Here is a 20,473-nt window from a genome sequence, read left to right as displayed (position 1 = left end):
CGCGACCCTATAGAGGCAGCCGGAGGGTGCAACCCTTACAGCATCCGGCCCATCAGCACGACATCGTGCCAGCGGCCGAACTTCCAGCCGACCTCGGGCAGTCGGCCATGCTCGGTGAAGCCGCAGGCCCGATGGAAGGCCAGGCCCGGACCGTTCTCGGCGCTGACCGCGGCCCAGAGGCTGTGCTTGCCGGCGGCGCGCGCTGCAGCGGCCGCGTGCTCGACCAGGGCGCGGCCGATGCCCCGGCCCTTGGCGGGGGGCGAGACCATGATCGTCTGCTCGACGGTGTGGGCATAGCCGTTGCCGGAGCGGAAGGGGAAGATCCGCACGAAGGCCAGGACGGCGTCGCCTTCGGCCCACAGCCAGCAATCCTGCTCGATCAGCCCGGCCACCTCCTCGATGCTGCGCTCCTCCGACGAGAAGATGGCGCTGCTGGTGCGGATCACGGGGTTCCAGATCGCGGCGACGGCGGCGGCGTCGGCGGGGCGGGCAGGCCGGATCACAGCACGACCTCGCCGCGGGGTGTGGCCAGACGGGCCGTCAGCTTGACCCGCGACCCTTGGCGGAACGTCACGCGACGATCGGCCATGCCCTTCGTCCAGGCCCGCAGGGAGACCGCATCAGGATGGGTGACCTGCAGCATCGTCAGCCTGACTCCGCGATCCGGCAACACGCCATGCGGCGGGTCGCCATGCCAGCGGATCAGGGTCGGGAATCCCCCGCCGAGGGGCAGCGATCCGTCGGGCGGCACGGCGATGTCCCAGCGGAACGGCCCCCGGCTCATCGAGACGACCTCGCCCGCGCCGGGAGGCGCGGCCTCCAGGGCGGCCCGGAGATCCGGGACCCGGACGATCCAGTTGCCGAGCCGGGGCTCCCGCACGTCATCAAGGCCGAACCAGCGCGGCCGGCCGGGCGCGCGACCCGGCTCCGGGGCGATCACCTCGAGATAGAGGCCGGGGCCGAGCGACAGAAGCCGGTTCCACGTGCCGAAGGTCTCGTGACGGCCCCCCGGCTCCAGCGGCACGCCCAGCCGGTCCGAGGCCCAAGCCGCCCCCTCCTCCAGCCGGGCGCAGACGATGGCAAGGTGATCGAGTTCCATCATGCCGAAGCGGTGTCCCGCCCGGCCTGGATGAGCCTCAGAACCTCCATGGCGGCGTCGGGGATCGGAGTTCCGGGACCGAAGATGGCGGCGATGCCGGCCTCGCGCAGGGCGGCATGATCCTGCGCCGGGATCACGCCTCCACAGACCACGAGGATATCGCCCGCCCCCCGCTCCCGCAGCGCCGCAACGAGACGCGGCGCCAGCGTCAGATGCCCTGCCGCCTGCGAGGACACCCCCAACACGTGCACGTCGCTGTCGATGGCGTCCTGCGCCGCCTCCTCGGGCGTCTGGAACAGAGGTCCCACATCGACGTCGAAGCCGAGATCGGCAAAGGCGGTGGCAATGACCTTGGCCCCTCGGTCGTGACCGTCCTGCCCCATCTTGACCACGAGCATCCGCGGCCGCCGCCCCTCCTCGGCCGCGAAGGTTTCGACCGCGCGACGGGCTTGTCCGACATCCTCGTCCCCCTCCCGCGCCCGGGCGTAGACCCCGGCGAGGTTGCGCGTCTCCGCCCGGTATCGGCCGAACACCTCCTCGAGCGTGGCGCTGATCTCGCCCAGGGTGGCGCGCGCGCGGGCGGCCGGAATCGCGGCCTCCAGCAGGTTGCCGCTTCCTCGCGCGGCCTCTCGCAGCGCATCGAGCGCGCTCGCCACCGCCGCCGCGTCGCGCGTCTCGCGCAGTCGCCGGAGGCGCGCGATCTGCGCCTCGCGCACGGCGTGGTTGTCGATGGACCGGATCTCGACGGAGGGTTCCTTGTCGGGGCGGTACCTGTTGACGCCGACCACCACCTCCTCGCCGCGGTCGATCATCGCCTGCCGCCGTGCGGCCGTCTCCTCGATGCGCAGCTTGGGCATCCCCGAGGCGACGGCCGCCGTCATGCCGCCCAGCGCCTCCACTTCCTCCATCAGCGCCCAGGCCCGCTCCGCCAGTTCGTGCGTCAGCGCCTCCACGTAGTAGCTGCCGCCCAGGGGGTCGACCACGCGCGTCACGCCCGTCTCCTCCTGCAGGATCAGCTGGGTGTTGCGCGCGATCCGCGCGGCGAAGTCCGAGGGCAGCGCCATCGCCTCGTCGAAGGAATTGGTGTGCAGCGACTGCGTCCCGCCCAGCACGGCGGCCAAGGCCTCATAGGCGGTGCGCACGATGTTGTTGTAGGGGTCGCGCTCCTGCAGGCTTACCCCGCTGGTCTGGCAATGGGTGCGCAGCATCAGGCTCTCGGGCTTCTTTGCGCCGAACCCGCTCATCACCCGGTGCCACAGCAGGCGCGCGGCGCGCAGCTTGGCCACCTCCATGAACAGGTTCATGCCGATCGCGAAGAAGAACGACAGACGCGGCGCGAAGCTGTCCACGTCGAGCCCCCGCGCCAGCGCCGCACGCACGTATTCCCGGCCGTCGGCCAGCGTGAAGCCCAGCTCCTGCACCAGGTCGGCGCCCGCCTCCTGCATGTGGTAGCCGCTGATCGAGATCGAGTTGAACCGCGGCATCTCCCGCGCCGCAAAGGCGATGATGTCCGCCACGATCCGCATGGAGGGCTCGGGCGGATAGACATAGGTGTTGCGGACCATGAACTCCTTGAGGATGTCGTTCTGGATGGTCCCGGACAGCCGGTCGCGCGTCACCCCCTGCTCCTCGGCCGCCACGATGAAGTTGGCGAGCACGGGGATGACCGCCCCGTTCATGGTCATCGAGACGGACACTTCGCCCAGCGGGATGCCGTCGAAAAGGATCTTCATGTCCTCGACGCTGTCGATGGCGACTCCGGCCTTGCCCACGTCTCCCTCGACTCGGGGATGGTCGCTGTCGTAGCCGCGGTGGGTGGCGAGATCGAAGGCGACCGAGACGCCCTGCTGCCCGGCGGCCAGGGCCTTGCGAAAGAAGGCGTTCGAGTCCTCGGCCGTGGAGAAGCCGGCATATTGCCGGATCGTCCAGGGGCGACCGGCATACATCGTCGCCCGCACGCCGCGGACAAAGGGCGGCTCGCCCGGCAGACCGGGGTCGATGGCCGCTGCATCCTCGGGCAGATAGAGCGGCCGCACGGCAATGCCTTCAAGGGTGTGCCAGACCAGGTCATCCGGCTCCCGCCCCCGCAGTTCGCGCCTTGCCCGCTCCTCCCATGTCCTGCGGTCCGCCATGGCCGTCTCCCGATCGTGATCGAAGAGGATTTGGCATGTCGCCGCGGGCGATGCGAGGGCTCTCGTGCCCCCTCCCCGGGACGAAATCGACGCGGCCAGCCGGACAAACCTTCGCAACCCGCGGCGCGCCGCCTATATCTGGGCCATGACCCGCATCCTCGCCCTTGCCTGTCTTCTGGCCGCTGGCCCTGCACTGTCCCAGGAGGCTGCGCAGGCCCTGACCGTGACGGCCTCGCCTTCGCCCGAACCCGCACAGGAGGAGGCGACCGTGCGCGGCGCGCCGGAGGGAGCGCCTGCGATCGGCCCGGTCGGGGACGGGACCGCCGCCGGATCCGACGAGGACCTCGATCCTGTGGCGCAGTGGGAAGCCGACCGGACGCGGATCTTCGATGCGGCCGATGTGAACCTGCAGGATTTCATCTACGTGGCCCGTCCGCTGATCGTGTTCGCGGACACGCCGAGGCAGCCGCAGTTCATGGACCAGCTCGCCATCCTCGAGAGCGACATGGCCGCGCTTGCCGCCCGCGATGTCGTCGTGATCGTGGACAGCGACCCGGCCGCCGCAAGCGAGGCGCGCCGGACGCAGCGACCCCGGGGATTCGCTCTCGTCCTGATCGAGAAGGATGGGCGGGTGCTGCTGCGCCGTCCGGTTCCGCAGACGATTCGCGAGCTGACCCGCACCATCGACCGGTCGCCGCTGCGACAGGAAGAGATCCGGTATCGCGGACGCGGGGCCGGGCTTCCCTGAGGCGGTCTCAGGCGAAGGTGAGGATGACCTGATCGACGGCCAGCGTGTCGCCTTCGCGCGCCAGAAGCCGGGCGATCCGTCCGCTCCGTTCGGCGCGCAGCGTGTTCTCCATCTTCATGGCCTCCACGGTGGCGAGGGGCTGGCCCTCCTCCACATCGTCGCCTTCGCCCACCATCAACCGGGTGAGCAGGCCCGGCATCGGGCAGAGAAGGGAGCCCGACAGATCCGGCGGCCGTTTCACAGGCATCAGGGCCGCAAGCTCCGCCTCGCGCGGGGTGCGGACGTGAACCCGCAGATCGGCTCCCCCGGTCCGCAGGCGGAAGCCGCCCGGAGCCTTGGCGACCTTGAGGGTCAGCGGCACGTCGTCCACCCTGAGCCGCGCCAGGGTCTGGCCGGGCAGCCACGCGCCCTCCACGCGGAGGGTCGGCCCGCTGTCGATCACCACGCTGGTGCCATCCCGATCGGCCGAGAGCGAGGCGGTCATCCGGCAGCCCGAGACCTCCACGACCCATTCGCTGCCCACGCGCCGCTCGTGGTTGTCGAGCCGGCCCGAGATCCGGGCCCGCCGGATCTCGGCCACGCGCCACATCGCCGCGGCGGCTGCCGCGATGCGGCGGAGCGCCTCCGCGTCAGGCTCCACGCCCTTGAAACCGTCCGGCCACTCCTCGGCGATGAAGGCGGTCGTCAACCGCCCCTCGAGGAACCGGGGGTGCTTCATCACGGCCGACAGGAAGGGAAGATTGTGCCCGATCCCCTCCACCTCGAAGGCATCGAGCGCCTCGGCCATGGCGGCGGCGGCCTCCCGCCGGGTCGGCGCCCAGGTGCAGAGCTTCGCGATCATGGGATCGTAGAAGCGGCTGATCTCTCCCCCCTCGAACACGCCCGTGTCGTTGCGGACGATCGCCGATCCCTGCGGACCCTCGGGCGGCGGCCGATAGCGCGTCAGTCGGCCGGTCGAGGGCAGAAAGCGGCGGAACGGGTCCTCCGCATAGAGGCGGGCCTCCATGGCCCAGCCGTTCAGCGCGATCTCCTCCTGCGTGAAGGGCAGGGCCTCGCCGGCGGCGATCCGGATCATCTGCTCCACGAGATCGATTCCTGTGATCAGCTCCGTCACCGGATGTTCGACCTGCAGGCGGGTATTCATCTCGAGGAAGTAGAAGTTGCGCGCGCCGTCCACGATGAACTCGACCGTGCCCGCGCTTTCATAGCCGACCGCGCGGGCCAGTGCGCAGGCCTGCTCGCCCATCGCAGCCCGCGTGCCGGGATCGAGAAAGGGCGAGGGGGCTTCCTCGATGACCTTCTGGTTGCGTCGCTGGATCGAGCATTCGCGTTCGTGCAGATGCACGACATGGCCGTGCCGGTCTGCCAGGATCTGGATCTCGATGTGGCGCGGCTGGTCGACGAACTTCTCGACAAAGATCCGGTCGTCGCCGAAGGACGCCGCGGCCTCGTTGCGGGAGGCGACAAACCCTTCCCGCGCCTCCGCGTCGGTCCAGGCGATCCGCATGCCCTTGCCGCCGCCGCCCGCGCTCGCCTTGAGCATCACGGGATAGCCGATTTCCCGCGCGATGCGGACGGCCTCCTCCGCGTCGGCGATCAGGCCCGGATGGCCGGGAACCGTGTTCACGCCGGCCTCGGCGGCGATCCGCTTCGAGGCGATCTTGTCTCCCATGGCCTCCACGGCGGAGGCGGGCGGGCCGATGAAGACGACACCCTCTGCGGCCAGGGCAGCGGCGAAACGGGGATTCTCCGACAGGAATCCGTAGCCGGGATGCACGGCCTCGGCCCCGCTGCGGCGCACCGCCTCCATCACGCGCCCGATATGGATGTAGCTGTCGGCCGCAGGAGCGGGACCGATGGGCACGGCCTCGTCGGCCATCCGGACGTGGAGCGCGCGGCTGTCGGCGTCCGAGAACACGGCAACCGTGCGGATGCCGAGACGGCGGCAGGTCTTGATGACGCGGCAGGCGATCTCGCCGCGGTTGGCGATCAGGATCTTGGAGAACATGGCCTCGGGGGTGACAGCAAAAGGGCCGCCGGAGCGCTCGGCTCCGGCGGCCCGTCCGGACGGCGCCCGCGGGCGCGCGACTCAGAAGCAGCCGGCCGCGTTCGGGTTGGCCACGCACGGCGCGATGCCGCCGATGGCTCCGCCGATGAGCGCGCCGTTGAGAACGCTTTCGCCGGTGACGGCCGCGGCAGCGCCGCCGGCCAGGGCGCCGGTGGTGGCCCGCTCGACAGGCGTTTCGCCGCAGGCCGCCAAGGTAACCGCAAAACCGAGAGCGCCCATGGCGCGAAGGATGTTGGACATGCGAGTTCTCCGAAAGATTGGTCTGCCCCAGATGGGGACAGGCATGCCATCCCCAACCCGCCGGCGCAAGGCGCGGTTTCCCTCCGGGCCCGGAAAGTCGCCGATCTCCTGACGCCGGGCCACAGTCCGGCCGCTCCCCGGGGGTGGTCACCCGCCTTCTCGCAGGCCAGGGGCGGCCCGGCCTTGCGGCCGCGCCGCCCCCTCGGGGAAGGGTCACGGTGATGACGAGACACGCAAGAGCGGGTGCTGGACCGCTCCGGCGCAGCACCATCATGGAGGCCGCCGACGGGTCCCGGCAAGGAAAACCTGAAGGCGATCAGAATTTCGGCAAATACCCGCTCAGGTTGTATCACGGAGTGTCCCGATCCTCGAACAGGTCCGGAAAGCTCGCTCGTGCCCGGTTCGTGTCGATCCGCAGCAGCGCCTCGTAGCTTTCGGGGTCGAAGGGATCTTCCGCCGGAACGACCTCGCGCCCGAAAAGCCACGACAGGCGACCCGCATCCAGGTTGCCCCGCTCGAAGGGTTCGTCGCCGAAATGCTCCCACAGGGCTGCCAGGAACGCCTGGTCCGCCGCGCGATCGATCGGCCGACGGTCCGCATAGCGCTCGCGCGCCACGAGGCGGGTGGCGCCCTTCTTGTTGGCGTGGCGGATGGTGAACTGGAAATCCGTCCCCGGCAGGCGGCCGGGAAAGCCCCGGTGCTTGCGCATCAGAACGCCTGCGGCACGCAGACGCCGCCCTCGATCTGGAAGCCCTCGAAGAACTGGATCGCCTCCGGGTCCATCGTTCCGAACGGCACCTCCCGATCGGAGAGCGCCACGACGACCTCCGTCGCCTGCCAACCGTTGGCGGCCAGCGCCGGCAGGGCCACCGACTCGCAGAGCCAGAGGAAGTCCCCGGCCACGTCGCCCCATTCCGCACCGGGTTGTCCCAGATCCGTCACCACCAGCCGGAAACGCGCGACACCGCCGGTCGGTGGAACGGTCTCTCCTTCCGCCTCGTCGAGCGGCCCCGTTCCCCAGTCGGCAGGGTCGGACGCCTCGTCCTCGGCCGCCGAACCCACGAGCGGAGCCCTCGTGCCCAGAACGCCGGCTTCGAGGACCACATCAAACAGGCGCGCGGCATGACCCGAGGGCAGCCGGATCTCCTGCGCAAAGGCCGGAACGGCCGCCAGCAGCGCCAGCCCCAAGACCGGACCGGTTCTAGAGCGGGATGTTGTCATGCTTCTTCCATGGATTCTCGAGGCGTTTGCCACGCAGCATGGCAAGGGCGCGCGCCACCCGGCGCCGGGTGGACCGCGGCTGGATCACCTCGTCGATGAACCCGCGTTCGGCTGCCACGAACGGATTGGCGAACCGCGCCTCGTAGTCCCTCGTCCGGGCGGCGAGCGCGTCACCGTCGCCCCGCTCGGCCCGGTAGAGGATCTCGACCGCTCCCTTGGCGCCCATGACCGCGATCTCGGCCGTAGGCCAGGCATAGTTGACATCGCCTCGCAGATGCTTGGACGCCATGACGTCGTAGGCCCCGCCATAGGCCTTGCGGGTGATGACCGTCACCTTGGGAACCGTCGCCTCGCCATAGGCGAACAGCAGCTTGGCGCCGTGCTTGATGATCCCGCCATATTCCTGCGCCGTCCCCGGCAGGAAACCCGGCACGTCCACCAGTGTCAGGATCGGGATCTCGAACGCGTCGCAGAACCGGACGAACCGCGCGGCCTTGCGGCTGGCGTCGATGTCGAGGCACCCCGCGAGGACCATCGGCTGGTTGGCGACCACGCCCACCGTCCGGCCCTCGATGCGGATGAAGCCCGTGACGATGTTGCGCGCGAACTCGGCCTGGATCTCGAAGAAGTCGCCTTCGTCCGCGACCTTCAGGATCAGCTCCTTCATGTCGTAGGGCGTGTTCGTGCTCTCGGGGATCAGCGTGTCGAGCGACGGCTCCAGGCGCCCGGGATCGTCGAAGAAGGGCCGCTCGGGCACGCCCGACCGGTTGGACAGGGGAAGGAAGTCGATCAGGCGGCGTGCCTCGGCGATCGCCTCCACATCGTTCTCGAAGGCGGCATCGGCAACCGAGGACCGCCGCGTATGGGTCAGCGCACCGCCCAGTTCCTCGGCGGTGACGACCTCGTTGGTGACGGTGCGGACCACCTCGGGTCCTGTCACGAACATGTAGGACGTCTCCTTCACCATCAGGATGAAGTCCGTCATCGCGGGCGAGTACACGGCACCGCCCGCGCAGGGGCCCATCACCAGGCTGATCTGGGGGATCACGCCGGAGGCGAGCACGTTGCGCTGGAAGACCTCCGCATAGCCCGCGAGGCTTGCCACCCCTTCCTGGATGCGCGCGCCGCCCGAATCGTTCATCCCGATCACGGGCGCGCCGTTCCGCATGGCCATGTCCATGATCTTGCAGATCTTCTGCGCATGCGTCTCGGACAGCGATCCCCCGAAGACCGTGAAATCCTGGCTGAACACGTACACGAGCCGTCCGTTGACCGTTCCCCAGCCCGTCACCACCCCATCCCCGGCGGGGCGATCCCGGTCCATCCCGAACTCAGTCGCCCGGTGGGTCACGAACATGTCGAACTCCTCGAAGGAGCCCTCGTCGAGCAGCAGCTCGATGCGTTCGCGTGCCGTGAGCTTGCCGCGCGCGTGCTGCGCCGCGACCCGCGCGGCCCCGCCTCCGGCGCGGGCCGCCGCGCGACGCCGTTCCAGTTCGGCCAGGATGTCCATGTGCCCTCCCCGTCCCTCCGCCGCACGAAAGCGCAACGGCGTCCTCATGCCAAGAGCGACCCGAGGACGCTTGCACCGGTCGCGGCGGCAAGCCAAGAGCGGGGCATCCTCCGACCGGAGCCACTCCATGCCCGCCGTGCTTGCTGCCCTGCCCGTCCCGGCCGTCACCATCGGTCTGCTGATCCTGTCGAACGTCTTCATGACCTTCGCCTGGTACGGGCACCTCAACTACAAGGCCGCTCCCATCCTGGCCGTCATCGGCATCTCCTGGCTGATCGCGCTGCCGGAATACGCGCTGCAGGTGCCGGCCAATCGCTGGGGGCACGGGCATTTCTCGGCCGCCGAACTCAAGACCATCCAGGAGGTGATCTCGCTCTCGGTGTTCGGGATCTTCTCGGTCCTCTACCTGCGCGAGCCGCTGGCCTGGAACCATCTGCTCGGCTTCGGCCTCATCGCTCTGGGAGCCTTCTTCGTCTTTCACAAGTGGACGTGACATGACCGCCGGCCCCGCGCCGCGCTTTCTGGACCGCGCGACGCCCCCCCACATCGCGACGCTGATCTCCGTGTCGGGGCTCGGGGCCCTCAACGTGTCGATCTTCCTGCCCTCCCTCGACCGGATGGCAGCCGATCTGGGCACGGATTACGCGGTGATGCAGCTGGCCGTCTCGGGCTACCTGGCGACAACGGCCGTCCTGCAGATCCTGCTCGGGGCCGCGGCGGACCGGTTCGGTCGGAGGCCCGTGATGCTGGGGGCGCTGGCGGTGTTCGTGGCGGCCACGCTCGGCATCCTCTGGACGACCACGGCTTGGACCTTTCTCGTGCTGCGCATGGTGCAGGGCGTGGCCGTCGCCGGCATCGTGCTTTCCCGCGCGGTCGTGCGCGACATGGTGGGGCAGGCCGAGGCCGCGTCGCGGATCGGCTATGTGACCATGGGCATGGCGCTCGTCCCCATGCTGGGTCCGGTGGCGGGTGGCGCACTGGACGAGGGCTTCGGCTGGCGGGCCTCGTTCGGCCTCTTGGCGGGTCTCGGCCTGGCGACGCTGGCGCTCGTGGCGCTGGACCAGGGGGAAACGGCCCGTGCCGGCGGTCAGGGCCTGCGGTTGCAGCTGCGGCAATGGCCGGCGCTGCTCGGATCGCGCGCCTTCTGGGGCTACACGCTCTGCGCCGCCTTCGCCTCGGGCGCCTTTTTCGCCCTTCTGGGCGGCGCCTCCTTTGTCGCAGGCACCGTGTTCGGCCTCTCGCCGGTCTGGACGGGCCTGGCACTGGGGACGCCTGCCGTGGGCTATGTTCTCGGCAACTTCCTGTCGGGGCGGCTGTCGGCCCGGATCGGCACCGACCGCATGGCCGCGGCCGGCTGCGCCATCGCAACCTTCGGCATGACGGCATCGCTGCTGGTCACCCTGGCAGGCTGGCCCAGTCCCTGGGTCTTTTTCGGGTTCTGCGCGGCCCTGGGCCTCGGCAACGGCCTCACTCTGCCCAACGCGCTGGCCGGGGCCGTCTCGGTGCGCCCGGATCTCGCGGGCGCCGCATCCGGCCTGTCGGGGGCGATCATGACCGCGGGCGGAGCGATCCTTGCCGCACTCGCCGGCACGCTGCTGACGGGCAGCGCCGGCCTCTGGCTGCTTCAGGCGCTGATGGCCGCGGTCTCGGCGCTGGCGGGGGCCGCGCTGCTGCTCGTCCGCCGCTAGAGGACCAGCCCCGGATCGGCACCCATCTCGAGGCGCGGAAACACGGCCCCCTCCAGGACGCCCCGATCCAGGCCGAACAGCCCGCGCATGACCCAGGCCGCATGGGCGCGGACATCCCGGGTCGAGGACAGGTCGCGGCCGGCATAGAGGCTCGCCTCGTCCAGACCCGGCCAGTCCGTCACGACGCGCCCGCCCCGCAGGGCCCCGCCGGCGAACAGCATCGCGCCGCCCGTTCCGTGGTCGGTGCCCTGCGTGCCGTTTTCGCGCGCGGTGCGGCCGAACTCGGTCAGGCACAGGATCGCGGTCTGCGACCAGACGGGTCCCAGCCCCTCCCGGAGCGTCAGGATCGTCTCGGACAGACGGCCCAGCGCCTGTGCCATCGGAGCGGCCTGCCGGAAATGCGTGTCCCAGCCTCCGAGCGAGAAGCTCGCGATCCGGGTGTCGCCGCGCAGCCGCGACGCCGCGAACTCCGCCAGCCGGACGTGCCCCCCTCCCCCGCCGCGCTCCATTCCCTCCGCCTCCAGCCCGTCCACGATGGCGATGGCCTGATCGGAGGCGGCTCGGAACAGCGGGTCCTCGTGGTGGACGATCTCCAGCAGCCGGCGCGCCTGCGGACTCAGCCGGAGCCGGGCATCGGGAGACCACCGGCTGACGGGCGCGGGTCCCGACAGGATCAGCAGGTTCTCGCGTCCGATCGCAAAGGCTGTCTCGGCGCGCACCCCCGGCACGGCGCCCAGCATCCGGTTGAGCCAGCCGTCGCGCACGCCTTCGATGTCGCTCCCGCCGGAGCCCGCTTCGAGGATGTCCTGCCCGTCGAAATGGCTGCGCCGGTCGCGGTAGGGGGTCGAGACGGCGTGGACCGCCCCCATCTCGCCCGCCTGCCAGAGGGGCAGCAGCGGCTCGAGCGCGGGATGCAGGGCCCAGAACCCGTCGCCGACCGGCAATCCGCCCTGCCCCAGGGCCGGCCGCAGCGCGGCATAATCGGGATCGCCCACCGGCCGGACGGCATCGAGCCCGTCCATGGCGCCCCGCAGGATCAGCACGACGAGGCGGCTCTCCCACGGCGCGGAGGCAAAGACCACCGGCGTCACCAGCGGCGAGGCGGCCGCCGAGCAGCCGAGGGCGAGCGCCCCCAGGAACCCGCGCCGCGTGAGCTGTGCCATGGCCCTATCTCCTCTGGAAGTCGGCCGAGGCGAGCACGACGCCCACCCCCTCGGACAGCCGCTCGGCGGCCCCGGCCGCAAACCGCACCTCCTCGGCCGCCTGAGGGCCCAGCGCATCCTCCACCAGGCGGCGCGGATCGGGCAGATCGGGCAGCAGGCGCTCCGGCATGGTCATGGCCCAGTCGATCCGGGCCGCGACGAACTGGGGCGTCACCCAGGCCTCGGCCGCTTCCGGCCAGCCCTGCGGACTGCCGGGCTGGTCCCAGGGCTGCCCCATGACCTGCAGCGGGTTGAGCAGCAGCCGGCGCGTGTCGCGATCGTCGAGCATCAGCAGACGTTCCGACCCGACACCGAGCGCACGCAGGGCCGATCCCACGAATTCGAGGGGCGTCTTGACCTTCTGCTTGCGCCTTTCCCAAGCGGCCGGGTGCGCAACCAGCACCTCCGTGACCGCGAGCAGGTCGCCGCCGGTGGACCGGAACGTCGCCTCCAGCGCGGCGACGAGGTCCCCGTCCGGCATGTCCGAGACGAAGTGGACCGCCAGCTTGCGGGCCAAGTGGGCCGCGGTTTCCGGCCGGGCAGCCAGGTCGCGCAGGACGGCGCGGATGGGCTCGAGACCGGGCCGGGGTCCGTAGGACTCGCCCAGCACGGTTTCCGCACCCGGCTCGGCCCAGGCGGGCCGGAAGGCGGTCGCGCCTTCCTCCTCGTTCACGGTCAGCCCTGTCAGGAGCTTGGCGAGTTCCGTCACGTCCTCCTGGCTGTAGGGGCCGATGCCCACCGTATGGAGTTCGAGCAACTCGCGCGCCAGGTTCTCGTTGAGGCCCCGCTCCGAACGTCGGCCGACCGGGCTTCCGGGGCCCACCGACCGCGCCTGATCGAGGTAGATCAGCATCTTCGGGTGCAGCGTCACCGCCTCCAGCATGTCGGCAAAGCGCCCCGCGACATGCGGGCGGATCGCCTCCTCGATATAGGGGGCGATCAGCAATCCCCCGACGGGAACCTTGCGCTCGACGGCGAAATGGTTGGCCCAGAACAGCACCAGCCGCTCGCGCAGGCCGTCCTCGGCGACGGCGACGCGCGCGATGCGGGTGCGCGCCTGGGCGAGCCGGGCCGCTTCGAGGGCCTCGCGCAACCGGTCACGCTCGACCTCCAGCGCGTCCCGCTCGGCCTCCGATCCCGCCTGCCGCATGTCGCGCGCCGTCAGCCGGTAGTCGCGAAAGAGCCTCCAGGCCTCGGCAAAGGGCTGGATGGGCAGGGCCTGTGCCGTCGCGTCCGGCCCCGCAAGCCGGTCGATCATGGCCGCCGCCGATGACGGCGGCACGATCCGCGGCCCGAGGCCTGTGCCGAAGCGGATGGCCGCGATGGAGGGGTCGAACGGCACGGATCGCCTCCCTGTCCCGATGCGCCAAGGTAGGGGTCCGACCGCCCTGTTGCGAGGGGGCCGAGGCGCCGACCGCGCCGATGGGCGCCGCCTTGCCAACCCTCAGAGCCGCGGCCCCTCCGGTGCGAACAGCATGGCGCCGTCGGCCTGCAGCGGGATGTCCACCGTCTCGCCCGGCAGGGCCGGCACGCCGCGGGGAAGCTCCGCCACCACCGCCGATTGCCGCTCGCCTTCGGTGTAGAGGTAGCGCGAGGCGCCGAGATTCTCGATCATCGCCGGCAGAAGACGAACCCGCAACGGACCCTCGCCGAAGGCCTCGGGACGCAGACCGACCACGACCTCGGCCGGCAGGGCGGCCCGGGGCTCGCGCAGCCGGACCGGCAGGGCCGTCAGCCCGAGGGCCGGCACGTCCACGAGGGCCCGCCTCTCCTCGCGCCCGCTCACCCGCGCGGGCAGCAGGTTCATGCGCGGAGTGCCCAGGAACCCGGCGACGAACAGGTTGTCGGGATCGGCGTAGAGCGCGCCGGGAGAGCCCTTCTGCTCGATCCGTCCGGCCCGCAGCACCACGATCCGGTCGGCCAGCGTCATCGCCTCCACCTGATCGTGGGTGACGAAGATCATCGTCGCCTCGAGCGAGCGGTGCAGCCGCGCCAGTTCCAGGCGCATGTCCACGCGCAGCTCGGCATCGAGGTTGGACAACGGTTCGTCGAACAGGAAGACCCGCGGCTCCCGCACGATGGCCCGGCCGATGGCCACGCGCTGACGCTGCCCGCCGGACAGCGCGCGCGGCTTGCGGTCGAGCAGCCCGTCGAGCCGCAGGGCCCGCGCAGCCGCCGCAACCTTGTCGCGCCGCTGCGCCTTGGGAAGGCCCGCCATCTCGAGGCCGAATTCCATGTTCTGCGCGACCGTCATGTGGGGATAGAGCGCATAGCTCTGGAACACCATCGCCAGATCCCGCCGGGCGGGATCGGCATGGGTGACATCGCGGCCCCCGATCACGATGCGCCCGGCGCTCGGCGTCTCGAGCCCCGCGATCAGGCGCAGCAAGGTGGACTTGCCACAGCCCGAAGGCCCGACGAGAACGCAGAACTCCCCCGGCTCCACCCGCAGATCGAGGGGCGGGATGACCTCGACGCTCCCGAACGACTTCGCGACCCCCTCGAGGCGCACCTCGCTCATTTCACCGCTCCCTCGGTCAGACCGGTCACAAACCACCGGCCGATCAGCGCAAACAGCGCGACCACCGGCAGGATGGCCAGCGTCGCCCCAGCCAGCAGCAATCCCCAGTTGACCTGGTACTGCCCGATGATGCCCGCAAATCCCACCGGCAGCGTCCGCAGCGCATCCGTCAGGATCAGGACCGAGGCGAACACGTATTCCGTCCAGGCCGAGACGAAGGCGAAGATGGCCACCGCGCCCAGGCCCGGCGCGATCAGCGGCAGCAGGATGCGCCACAGGACGACCAGGGGCGGCCCGCCATCCAGCCGGGCGGCCTCCTCGATCTCGGGCGGGATCTGGGCAAAGAACGCCCGCAGCATCCAGATCGCGAAGGGCAGCGCGAAGGCGGTGTTGACCAGCACCAGCGCCAGCCGCGTATCCACGAGGCCTAGACGCGCGAAGGTGGCAAAGAGCGGCACCAGGACCACGATCGACGGGAACGCATAGGCCAGCAGGATGAGCCGGTAGAGCGTGGCGCGCCCGCGGAACTCGATCCGGAAGAAGGCATAGGCCGCCGGGACCGCCAGCAGCAGCGTCAGCAGCGTGGAGGCGGCCGCCACGAGCAGGCTGTTGAGCAGGTAGGTCCCGTAGGCCGAGGCCGACAGCAGCAGATCGTAATGCTGGAGCGTGAAGCTCCGGGGGATGAAGGTGGGGGTCCGGGCGATGATCTCCTGCGGGACCTTGAACGAGCCCGTGACCACCCACCAGAAGGGCAGCCCGATCAGCAGGACGAAAAAGACGATCCCTGCCCCGAGGAGCAGCCGCCACGCCGCCGTCATCGGTCCGCTCCCGACAGCGCGAGCGACCGGGTGGCCAGCACGGCAAAGGCCATCAGGACGAGCGTGGAGAGCACCGCGATGGTGGCCGCCTCGCTGACGCGGTAGCCGCGGAAGGCGGTCTCGTAGATCAGGACGGGAAGGGTCCGCGTGGACCCCGCCGGCCCGCCCCCCGTCAGCAGCCAGATGATGTCGAACACGTTGAAGCTGAGAAGGGTGCCGATCACCAGAAGCACCGCCAGCGTCGGCGCCAGAAGCGGCCAGGTGATGCGTGCGAAGCGCTGCCACGGCCCTGCCCCGTCCACCCGCGCCGCCTCGTGCAGGTCGGCCGGGATGCGGGTCAGCCCCGCCAGGATCATCAGGGCGATGAAGGGAAACCAGCGCCATGAATTGATGAAGACGAGGGACATGAAGGCCGCTTCCGGGGTCGCGAAGAACCCGACGGGCCGCTCGGCCAGTCCCGTCGAGACGAGCAGCGGGTTGATCATGCCGCCCGACGTGGACAGCAGCCAGCGCCAGATCATCACCACCACGACGGTCGGCACGATCCAGGTCAGCACGATCCAGGTGCGGGCCACCCGCACGCCCGGAAAGCCCTGATGCAGGATCAGGGCGGCCGCGAGCGCCAGCGCCGTCTGCAGGACGGCGTTGGCCAGGACCCAGCCGAGGCTGAGACGCGCCGCCCGCCAGAAGGCCGGATCGGCCAGCACCTTCTCGTAATTGGCCGATCCGACAAAGGCGCCCTGCGACCCGACGATCCGCACGTCCTGAAGGCTGAGCAGCACCGCCGACAGCAGCGGCCAGGCCAGCACCGCGCCCAGCAGCAGCAGCGCCGGCGCCGCCAGGAGGGCTGCAAGCCGTCCCTGCCGGCCCGACGCTGCGCCGGTCACTGCGACAGCTCCTCCATGCGGGCCTGCCCGCGGGCGACGGCTTCGGCCGGCGGCCGGCCGTTCACCACGACGTCCTGCAGCGTCTCGGCCAGGACGTTCTGCGCCGAGATGGCCGCGATAGCAGGGAAGACACGGCCGGAGGTGAAGCCGAACAGCTTGCCGTTCTCGCTGTTGGCGATGACCTGCTCGATCTGGCTGCGGTATTCCTGCACCACCGGATCGCTCCAGAAGCTCTCGGCCTCGGCGCCGTCCGCCGTGACCGGCATGAAGAGCCCGGGCTCCATGTTCAGGAACCGGCCGTAATTCTCCGGCTCGAGCAGGAAGGCGATGAACCGTTCGGAGGCCTCGCGCTCGGGGCTGTCCTCGGGGCTCAGCAGCATCACCGCGTTGGCATAGGCGATGGTGCCGGGCTCCTGTCCCGCCTCGCGCACGGGAATGGGGGCGACCCCCAGATCGGCCGGGTCGCCCTCGGCCTGGGTCTCGTAGGTGGAGATGACGGTGAACTGGAGGATCATCGCGCAGGAGCGCGAGGCAAAGCAGGCCTCCGCCTCGCCCCAGGTCCAGGAGGGTGCATCGGGCGGCGAGAAGGGCATCATCGACTGGTAGAACTCGTAGGCGGCCACCGTCTCGGGATTGTCGAACCGGAGGCTGCCGTCCTCCTCGTAGATCTCGGCGGCGCCCCCGTTGAGCATCACCGAATAGACCGTCTGATCCGTGTAGAGGTGGCGGTTCGCCGGAAGACCCATGCCGAACTGGCCGTCGGCGGTCAGCGCCTCGGCCGCGGCGCGCCATTCCTCCCAGGTGGTCGGAACGGCGACGCCGGCCTCCTCCAGGACCGAGGGCCGATACCACAGATGCATCGTCATGTTGTAGAGCGGCACCGCCCACACGCCGCCGTCATAGCTGTAGGCTTCCACCGCCGAGTCCACGAAGTCGTGCCGGGCATCCAGTTCGGACACGAAGTCCTCGACCGAGGTCAGCGCGCCCAGATCCTTCAGGATGGGCGTGAAGTCGGGGATCGCGAACAGCATGTCCGGCCCCGCTCCGGCGGCGATGGCCGCGGGGGCCTTGGCGTAGATCTCGCCCCAGTTCTGCGGCTCCTGCCGCACGACGACGTCGGGATTGGCGGCGTTGAACTCGTCGATCAGCTCCTGGATGCGGGCCACGCGGTGGGGCGGCTGCTCCATGTGCCAGAGCGTGACCTCCACCGCCTCCTGGGCGAGGACGGGGGCCGGAAGAACCATCGCCGCAGCGGCGATCAGGCGGGACAGGCGCGGTGTCATGATCTCTCCTCCGTTGGTGGATCAGAGATGCGGGTTGCGCGGGCGGAACCGCTCGACCAGCTCCCTGTTGTTGTCCCCGGCGCCCGGCATGTTGGCGCTGAGGTAGAGGGGCGGCGCCCCTTCGGTCGCCAGCCTGGCGGCCACTTCGGCAAAGACGGCATGGAGCAGCGCCGCTCCGATGGCGGTGGAGCCCGGCCCGGCGCGCAGCGAGGTGCCCGGCAGGGCGACCAGCGCGTCGCCGGGCGGCAGCCGGTTGTCGAGCACGATGTCGGCCTCGCCGGCCAGGGTGGGACGCCCGGCGGCGGCGGTTGTCGAATAGTCGAGCGAGGTGAGCGCGATCACCGTGGCGCCGCGCGACCGGCCTGCCCGCGCCGCCTCGACCGGGACGGCATTGACGCCCGAATTGGACACCACGATCAGGACGTCGCCCGGACCGATCGCATAGCGACCCAGGACCTCGGCCGCGACGCCGCTCTCCCGCTCGCGCAGCGTCGAGGCCACCGCCCCCTCGTGCAGCATCAGCGGCTCGTCCAGGACCGGCACGACAAAGGCAGGCCCCCCGGCGCGATAATGCAGCTCGAGGGCCAGGAGATGGGAATGCCCGGTCCCGAACACATAGGTGAGTCCTCCGGCCCGCACGGATGCGGCGATCGCCTCGACCGCAGGCCCGAGATCCGCCGCCTCGGCCAGCTCGCCCAGCCGCCGGGACATCTCGCGCAGATAGGCTTGTGCCGTCCCGGTCATGTGTCGGCTTCTCCCAGGCTGAGGCGAACCCGCATCAGGAACAGGTCGCCGCGATAGACCGAGCGCACATGCTCGAAGGCACGCCCCTCCTCGTCGCGCGTCACGCGCACGAGACGCAGGACCGCCGCGCCCGGCGCGATGCCCAGAGGGGCGGCCACCGACGGATCGGCCAGCGCCGCAGCCAGCGTCTGGTCGGCGCTGGCCGGCCGGATGCCGTAATCCTCGCGCAGCCTCTCGTAGAGGGAGGCCCGTTCCCAGTTGCCCTTCTCGAGCAGCCCCGGCGTCAGGGTCGCCACGACCGCCGTGGTCTCGATCGCCACGGGTTCGTCGTCCATCAGCCGGACGCGCTTGATGCGCCACACCTCGCCGCCTGCCCGAAGCCCCAGCGCGCGCGCCACGTCCGGTTCGGCGCGCCAGCGCCCCGCCTCCACGACGAGGCTGCGGGCCTGCCGGCCGCGGCGCGCCATCTCCTCGGTGAAGCTCGTCAGCACCGACAGGTCCTGCCGGATCGGCAGCCGCCCGACAAAGGTGCCCTGTCCCGCCTGCGGACGCACGATGCCCCGTTCGGCCAGATGGCGCAGGGCCTGGCGCGCGGTCATGCGGCTGACCCGCATGGCATCGGCGATCGCCCGCTCCGAGGGAACCTGGTCGCCCGAGCGCAGGCGGCCGGCGCTGATCTCGGCGGCCAGGGCGTCCGCGACCTGGCGGTATTTGGGCAGGGGACGCGGCATGACACCCCGTGTTGGACCGGACCACCATCCCCATGGTATAGACCACGACACGCGACGCAAGGGACTTTTTTCAGCCGTCCGCCCGGCTCAGCAGCCGGTTCCGCGCCTGACGATACCGCTCGCGGGCGGTGTCCCATTCGGCCGTGCGGGACCGGTCCGGGGCGTGGCGCCGCCCGCCGCCGCCCCGGACGGCATCCGAGGCTTCGGCGACCGAGGCGAACCGTCCCACCGCCACCGCGGCGAGCAGGGCCGCCCCCCGGGCGCCGAACTCCTCTCCGTCCGGCACCACGACCTCGCGCCCGGTCGCGGCGGCGATCATGTCGCACCAGGGCCGGCTGCGCCCGCCGCCGCCGGTCAGCGTCAGCGGCCCGGCCGACGCTCCCAGAACCTCGCACAGGTCGGCGATGGCGAAGGCCACACCCTCCTGAACGGCGCGCAGGAGCGCCGCGCGGTCGTGCGACGGCTGCAGGCCGCTGAACTGCGCCCGTGCCGCGGCGTCCACGACGGGGGCGATGATGCCGCTCTCGCTCAGGTAGGGAAGATACACGACGCCCCGCGCCCCCACCGGCTCGGCCGCCACCATCGCATCCAGCCGCTCGAACCGCTCCGGGCCGCGGGGCAGGTCGGGGCAGAGCAGCCGCATCGCCCAGTCGAGATTCAGCGTCCCCGCCACGTTGACCATCGACCGGAACCAGTGCCGGTCGGGCAGCGAGAACAGAAGGCCCAGATCGGCCGGCTCGAAGACCGGTTCGGACAGGCACAGCCCGACCATGCAGGTGGTCCCCAGAAGGGCCGTGAGCGCCCCGTCCCGCAGACCGCCGGCGCCGATCACGTTGGCCGGCACGTCGCCCGTCCCCACCGCCACGGGCAGGCCCGCAGGCAGGCCCGTCGCCCGCGCGGCCGCGGCCGTCAGCCCGCCTGCCACGGACGCGGAGGGGCGCACCGGCGGCAGCAGCCGGGCGGCCTCCTCCAGCCCGAACAGCCGCAGCATGGCCCCGCTCCGATCCTGCGCGCGCGCGTCGCCCGGAGCGACCGCCGCCTCGCTCGGGTCCGTGGCCGCCTCTCCGGTCAGGTGCAGCCGGAGCCAGTCCTTGTATCCCAGGACCCAGCGCGCCCGCGCCATCAGCGCCGGTTCGTGGCGGAGCAGCCAGGCCAGCACGGGCAGCGTGCAGCCCTGCTGGAGCACCGAGCCCGACATGCGGAAGATCTCGGCCAGCGTGCCGGGCCGGGCCGCCTCCAGCGCGTCGATCAGGGGGCCGGCGCGGCTGTCCTCCCAGTTGATGCCGGGCCGCAGCGTCCGGCCCGCCTCGTCCACCACCCACGCCCCGACCATGGCGCCCGACAGGCCGAGCGCGGCGACCTCCCCCCTGCCCCGCGCCCCGTCAAGGGCGCGCGCAATGACGCGGACGGCGGCAGCCCAGGCGGTCTCCGGGTCGGCCTCCACACGGCCCGGGGCGGGCCGGCGCAGCGGCGTGGGCTCGGCCGCGACGGAGACCGCGCGACCGGCGCCGTCGAACACGGCCGCCTTGCAGACCGACGAGCCCGCATCCACCCCCAGAAACAGGTCCATGTGCCCCCCCT

20 protein-coding genes are annotated in these 20,473 nt (G+C 71.1%); 3 read left to right on the top strand and 17 right to left on the bottom strand.

What is annotated here, in order from left to right; all coding sequences use genetic code 11:
* Nucleotides 1-35 precede the first annotated feature (35 nt).
* From GT358_RS03610 to scpA, 3 genes are read right to left on the bottom strand one after another with little or no spacing between them, the layout of a single operon-like run.
* Nucleotides 36-503, bottom strand: a complete 468-nt coding sequence (locus GT358_RS03610) for a GNAT family N-acetyltransferase (RefSeq protein ID WP_166581225.1) — start codon at nt 501-503, stop codon at nt 36-38.
* Nucleotides 500-1,102, bottom strand: coding sequence for a VOC family protein (locus GT358_RS03605; protein WP_243730699.1), 603 nt, complete (start codon nt 1,100-1,102; stop codon nt 500-502). The genes GT358_RS03610 and GT358_RS03605 overlap by 4 nt, the downstream gene beginning before the upstream one ends.
* Nucleotides 1,099-3,231 (bottom strand): methylmalonyl-CoA mutase, encoded by a 2,133-nt coding sequence (scpA, locus tag GT358_RS03600; protein WP_166581224.1) that lies wholly within the window; start codon nt 3,229-3,231, stop codon nt 1,099-1,101. Before scpA ends, GT358_RS03605 begins: the two co-directional genes overlap by 4 nt.
* Nucleotides 3,232-3,295: 64 nt before the next feature.
* Between scpA and GT358_RS03595 the strand changes: the two genes are divergently transcribed.
* On the top strand, nt 3,296-3,979 hold the full coding sequence (locus GT358_RS03595; protein ID WP_166581223.1) for a DUF4174 domain-containing protein: 684 nt from the start codon (nt 3,296-3,298) through the stop codon (nt 3,977-3,979).
* A gap of 7 nt (nt 3,980-3,986) precedes the next feature.
* Here GT358_RS03595 and GT358_RS03590 read toward each other — a convergent pair whose 3' ends face one another.
* The 5 genes from GT358_RS03590 to GT358_RS03570 all read right to left on the bottom strand — a co-directional run bounded on the left by GT358_RS03590 (nt 3,987) and on the right by GT358_RS03570 (nt 9,018).
* Nucleotides 3,987-5,987 (bottom strand): acetyl/propionyl/methylcrotonyl-CoA carboxylase subunit alpha, encoded by a 2,001-nt coding sequence (locus tag GT358_RS03590; RefSeq protein WP_166581222.1) that lies wholly within the window; start codon nt 5,985-5,987, stop codon nt 3,987-3,989.
* 81 nt (nt 5,988-6,068) lie between these two features.
* Nucleotides 6,069-6,287 carry a hypothetical protein gene (locus tag GT358_RS03585; RefSeq protein ID WP_166581221.1) on the bottom strand — a complete coding sequence of 73 codons (219 nt, stop codon included), beginning with the start codon at nt 6,285-6,287 and terminating at the stop codon, nt 6,069-6,071.
* Nucleotides 6,288-6,636: 349 nt separating this feature from the next.
* On the bottom strand, nt 6,637-6,996 hold the full coding sequence (locus GT358_RS03580) for a hypothetical protein (protein ID WP_166581220.1): 360 nt from the start codon (nt 6,994-6,996) through the stop codon (nt 6,637-6,639).
* Nucleotides 6,996-7,508: a DUF6497 family protein gene (locus GT358_RS03575; protein ID WP_166581219.1), complete on the bottom strand. Its 513-nt coding sequence runs from the start codon at nt 7,506-7,508 to the stop codon at nt 6,996-6,998. The genes GT358_RS03580 and GT358_RS03575 overlap by 1 nt, the downstream gene beginning before the upstream one ends.
* Nucleotides 7,489-9,018 (bottom strand): acyl-CoA carboxylase subunit beta, encoded by a 1,530-nt coding sequence (locus GT358_RS03570; RefSeq protein WP_166581218.1) that lies wholly within the window; start codon nt 9,016-9,018, stop codon nt 7,489-7,491. The genes GT358_RS03575 and GT358_RS03570 overlap by 20 nt, the downstream gene beginning before the upstream one ends.
* 127 nt (nt 9,019-9,145) lie before the next feature.
* On the opposite strand from GT358_RS03570, the gene GT358_RS03565 reads away from it, so the two are divergent.
* Both GT358_RS03565 and GT358_RS03560 read left to right on the top strand, forming a co-directional pair.
* Nucleotides 9,146-9,511 carry a DMT family protein gene (locus GT358_RS03565; protein ID WP_208103316.1) on the top strand — a complete coding sequence of 122 codons (366 nt, stop codon included), beginning with the start codon at nt 9,146-9,148 and terminating at the stop codon, nt 9,509-9,511.
* 1 nt (nt 9,512) lies between these two features.
* Complete coding sequence (locus GT358_RS03560) at nt 9,513-10,706, top strand: MFS transporter (RefSeq protein ID WP_166581217.1); 1,194 nt, start codon at nt 9,513-9,515, stop codon at nt 10,704-10,706.
* Here the strand turns inward: GT358_RS03560 and GT358_RS03555 are convergent.
* From GT358_RS03555 to GT358_RS03515, 9 genes are all read right to left on the bottom strand, one after another.
* On the bottom strand, nt 10,703-11,869 hold the full coding sequence (locus tag GT358_RS03555) for a DUF1501 domain-containing protein (protein WP_166581216.1): 1,167 nt from the start codon (nt 11,867-11,869) through the stop codon (nt 10,703-10,705). The two genes, GT358_RS03560 and GT358_RS03555, sit on opposite strands and share 4 nt — an antisense overlap.
* 4 nt (nt 11,870-11,873) lie before the next feature.
* Nucleotides 11,874-13,250: a DUF1800 family protein gene (locus GT358_RS03550; protein ID WP_371416210.1), complete on the bottom strand. Its 1,377-nt coding sequence runs from the start codon at nt 13,248-13,250 to the stop codon at nt 11,874-11,876.
* Between the two features lie 102 nt (nt 13,251-13,352).
* Nucleotides 13,353-14,429, bottom strand: coding sequence for an ABC transporter ATP-binding protein (locus GT358_RS03545; protein WP_166581215.1), 1,077 nt, complete (start codon nt 14,427-14,429; stop codon nt 13,353-13,355).
* Complete coding sequence (locus GT358_RS03540; RefSeq protein ID WP_166581214.1) at nt 14,426-15,247, bottom strand: carbohydrate ABC transporter permease; 822 nt, start codon at nt 15,245-15,247, stop codon at nt 14,426-14,428. The genes GT358_RS03545 and GT358_RS03540 overlap by 4 nt, the downstream gene beginning before the upstream one ends.
* A complete protein-coding gene (locus GT358_RS03535; protein ID WP_166581213.1) occupies nt 15,244-16,134 on the bottom strand; it encodes a carbohydrate ABC transporter permease in 891 nt (296 codons plus the stop codon). Before GT358_RS03535 ends, GT358_RS03540 begins: the two co-directional genes overlap by 4 nt.
* The gene (locus GT358_RS03530; protein WP_166581212.1) at nt 16,131-17,417 is read right to left on the bottom strand and encodes an ABC transporter substrate-binding protein; all 1,287 of its coding nucleotides are present in this window, start codon (nt 17,415-17,417) and stop codon (nt 16,131-16,133) included. Before GT358_RS03530 ends, GT358_RS03535 begins: the two co-directional genes overlap by 4 nt.
* 21 nt (nt 17,418-17,438) lie before the next feature.
* Nucleotides 17,439-18,161, bottom strand: coding sequence for an SIS domain-containing protein (locus GT358_RS03525; protein ID WP_166581211.1), 723 nt, complete (start codon nt 18,159-18,161; stop codon nt 17,439-17,441).
* The gene (locus tag GT358_RS03520) at nt 18,158-18,892 is read right to left on the bottom strand and encodes a GntR family transcriptional regulator (protein ID WP_166581210.1); all 735 of its coding nucleotides are present in this window, start codon (nt 18,890-18,892) and stop codon (nt 18,158-18,160) included. Before GT358_RS03520 ends, GT358_RS03525 begins: the two co-directional genes overlap by 4 nt.
* 70 nt (nt 18,893-18,962) lie before the next feature.
* Entirely contained in the window at nt 18,963-20,462 is a 1,500-nt protein-coding gene (locus GT358_RS03515; RefSeq protein ID WP_166581209.1) for an FGGY-family carbohydrate kinase, read from the bottom strand.
* Nucleotides 20,463-20,473 lie beyond the last annotated feature (11 nt).

This window comes from Rubellimicrobium sp. CFH 75288, from assembly GCF_009904055.1.
Lineage (GTDB): Bacteria > Pseudomonadota > Alphaproteobacteria > Rhodobacterales > Rhodobacteraceae > Rubellimicrobium.
Note: the sequence above shows the minus strand (reverse complement) of the source record. Positions and strands in the feature narration are given on the sequence as shown.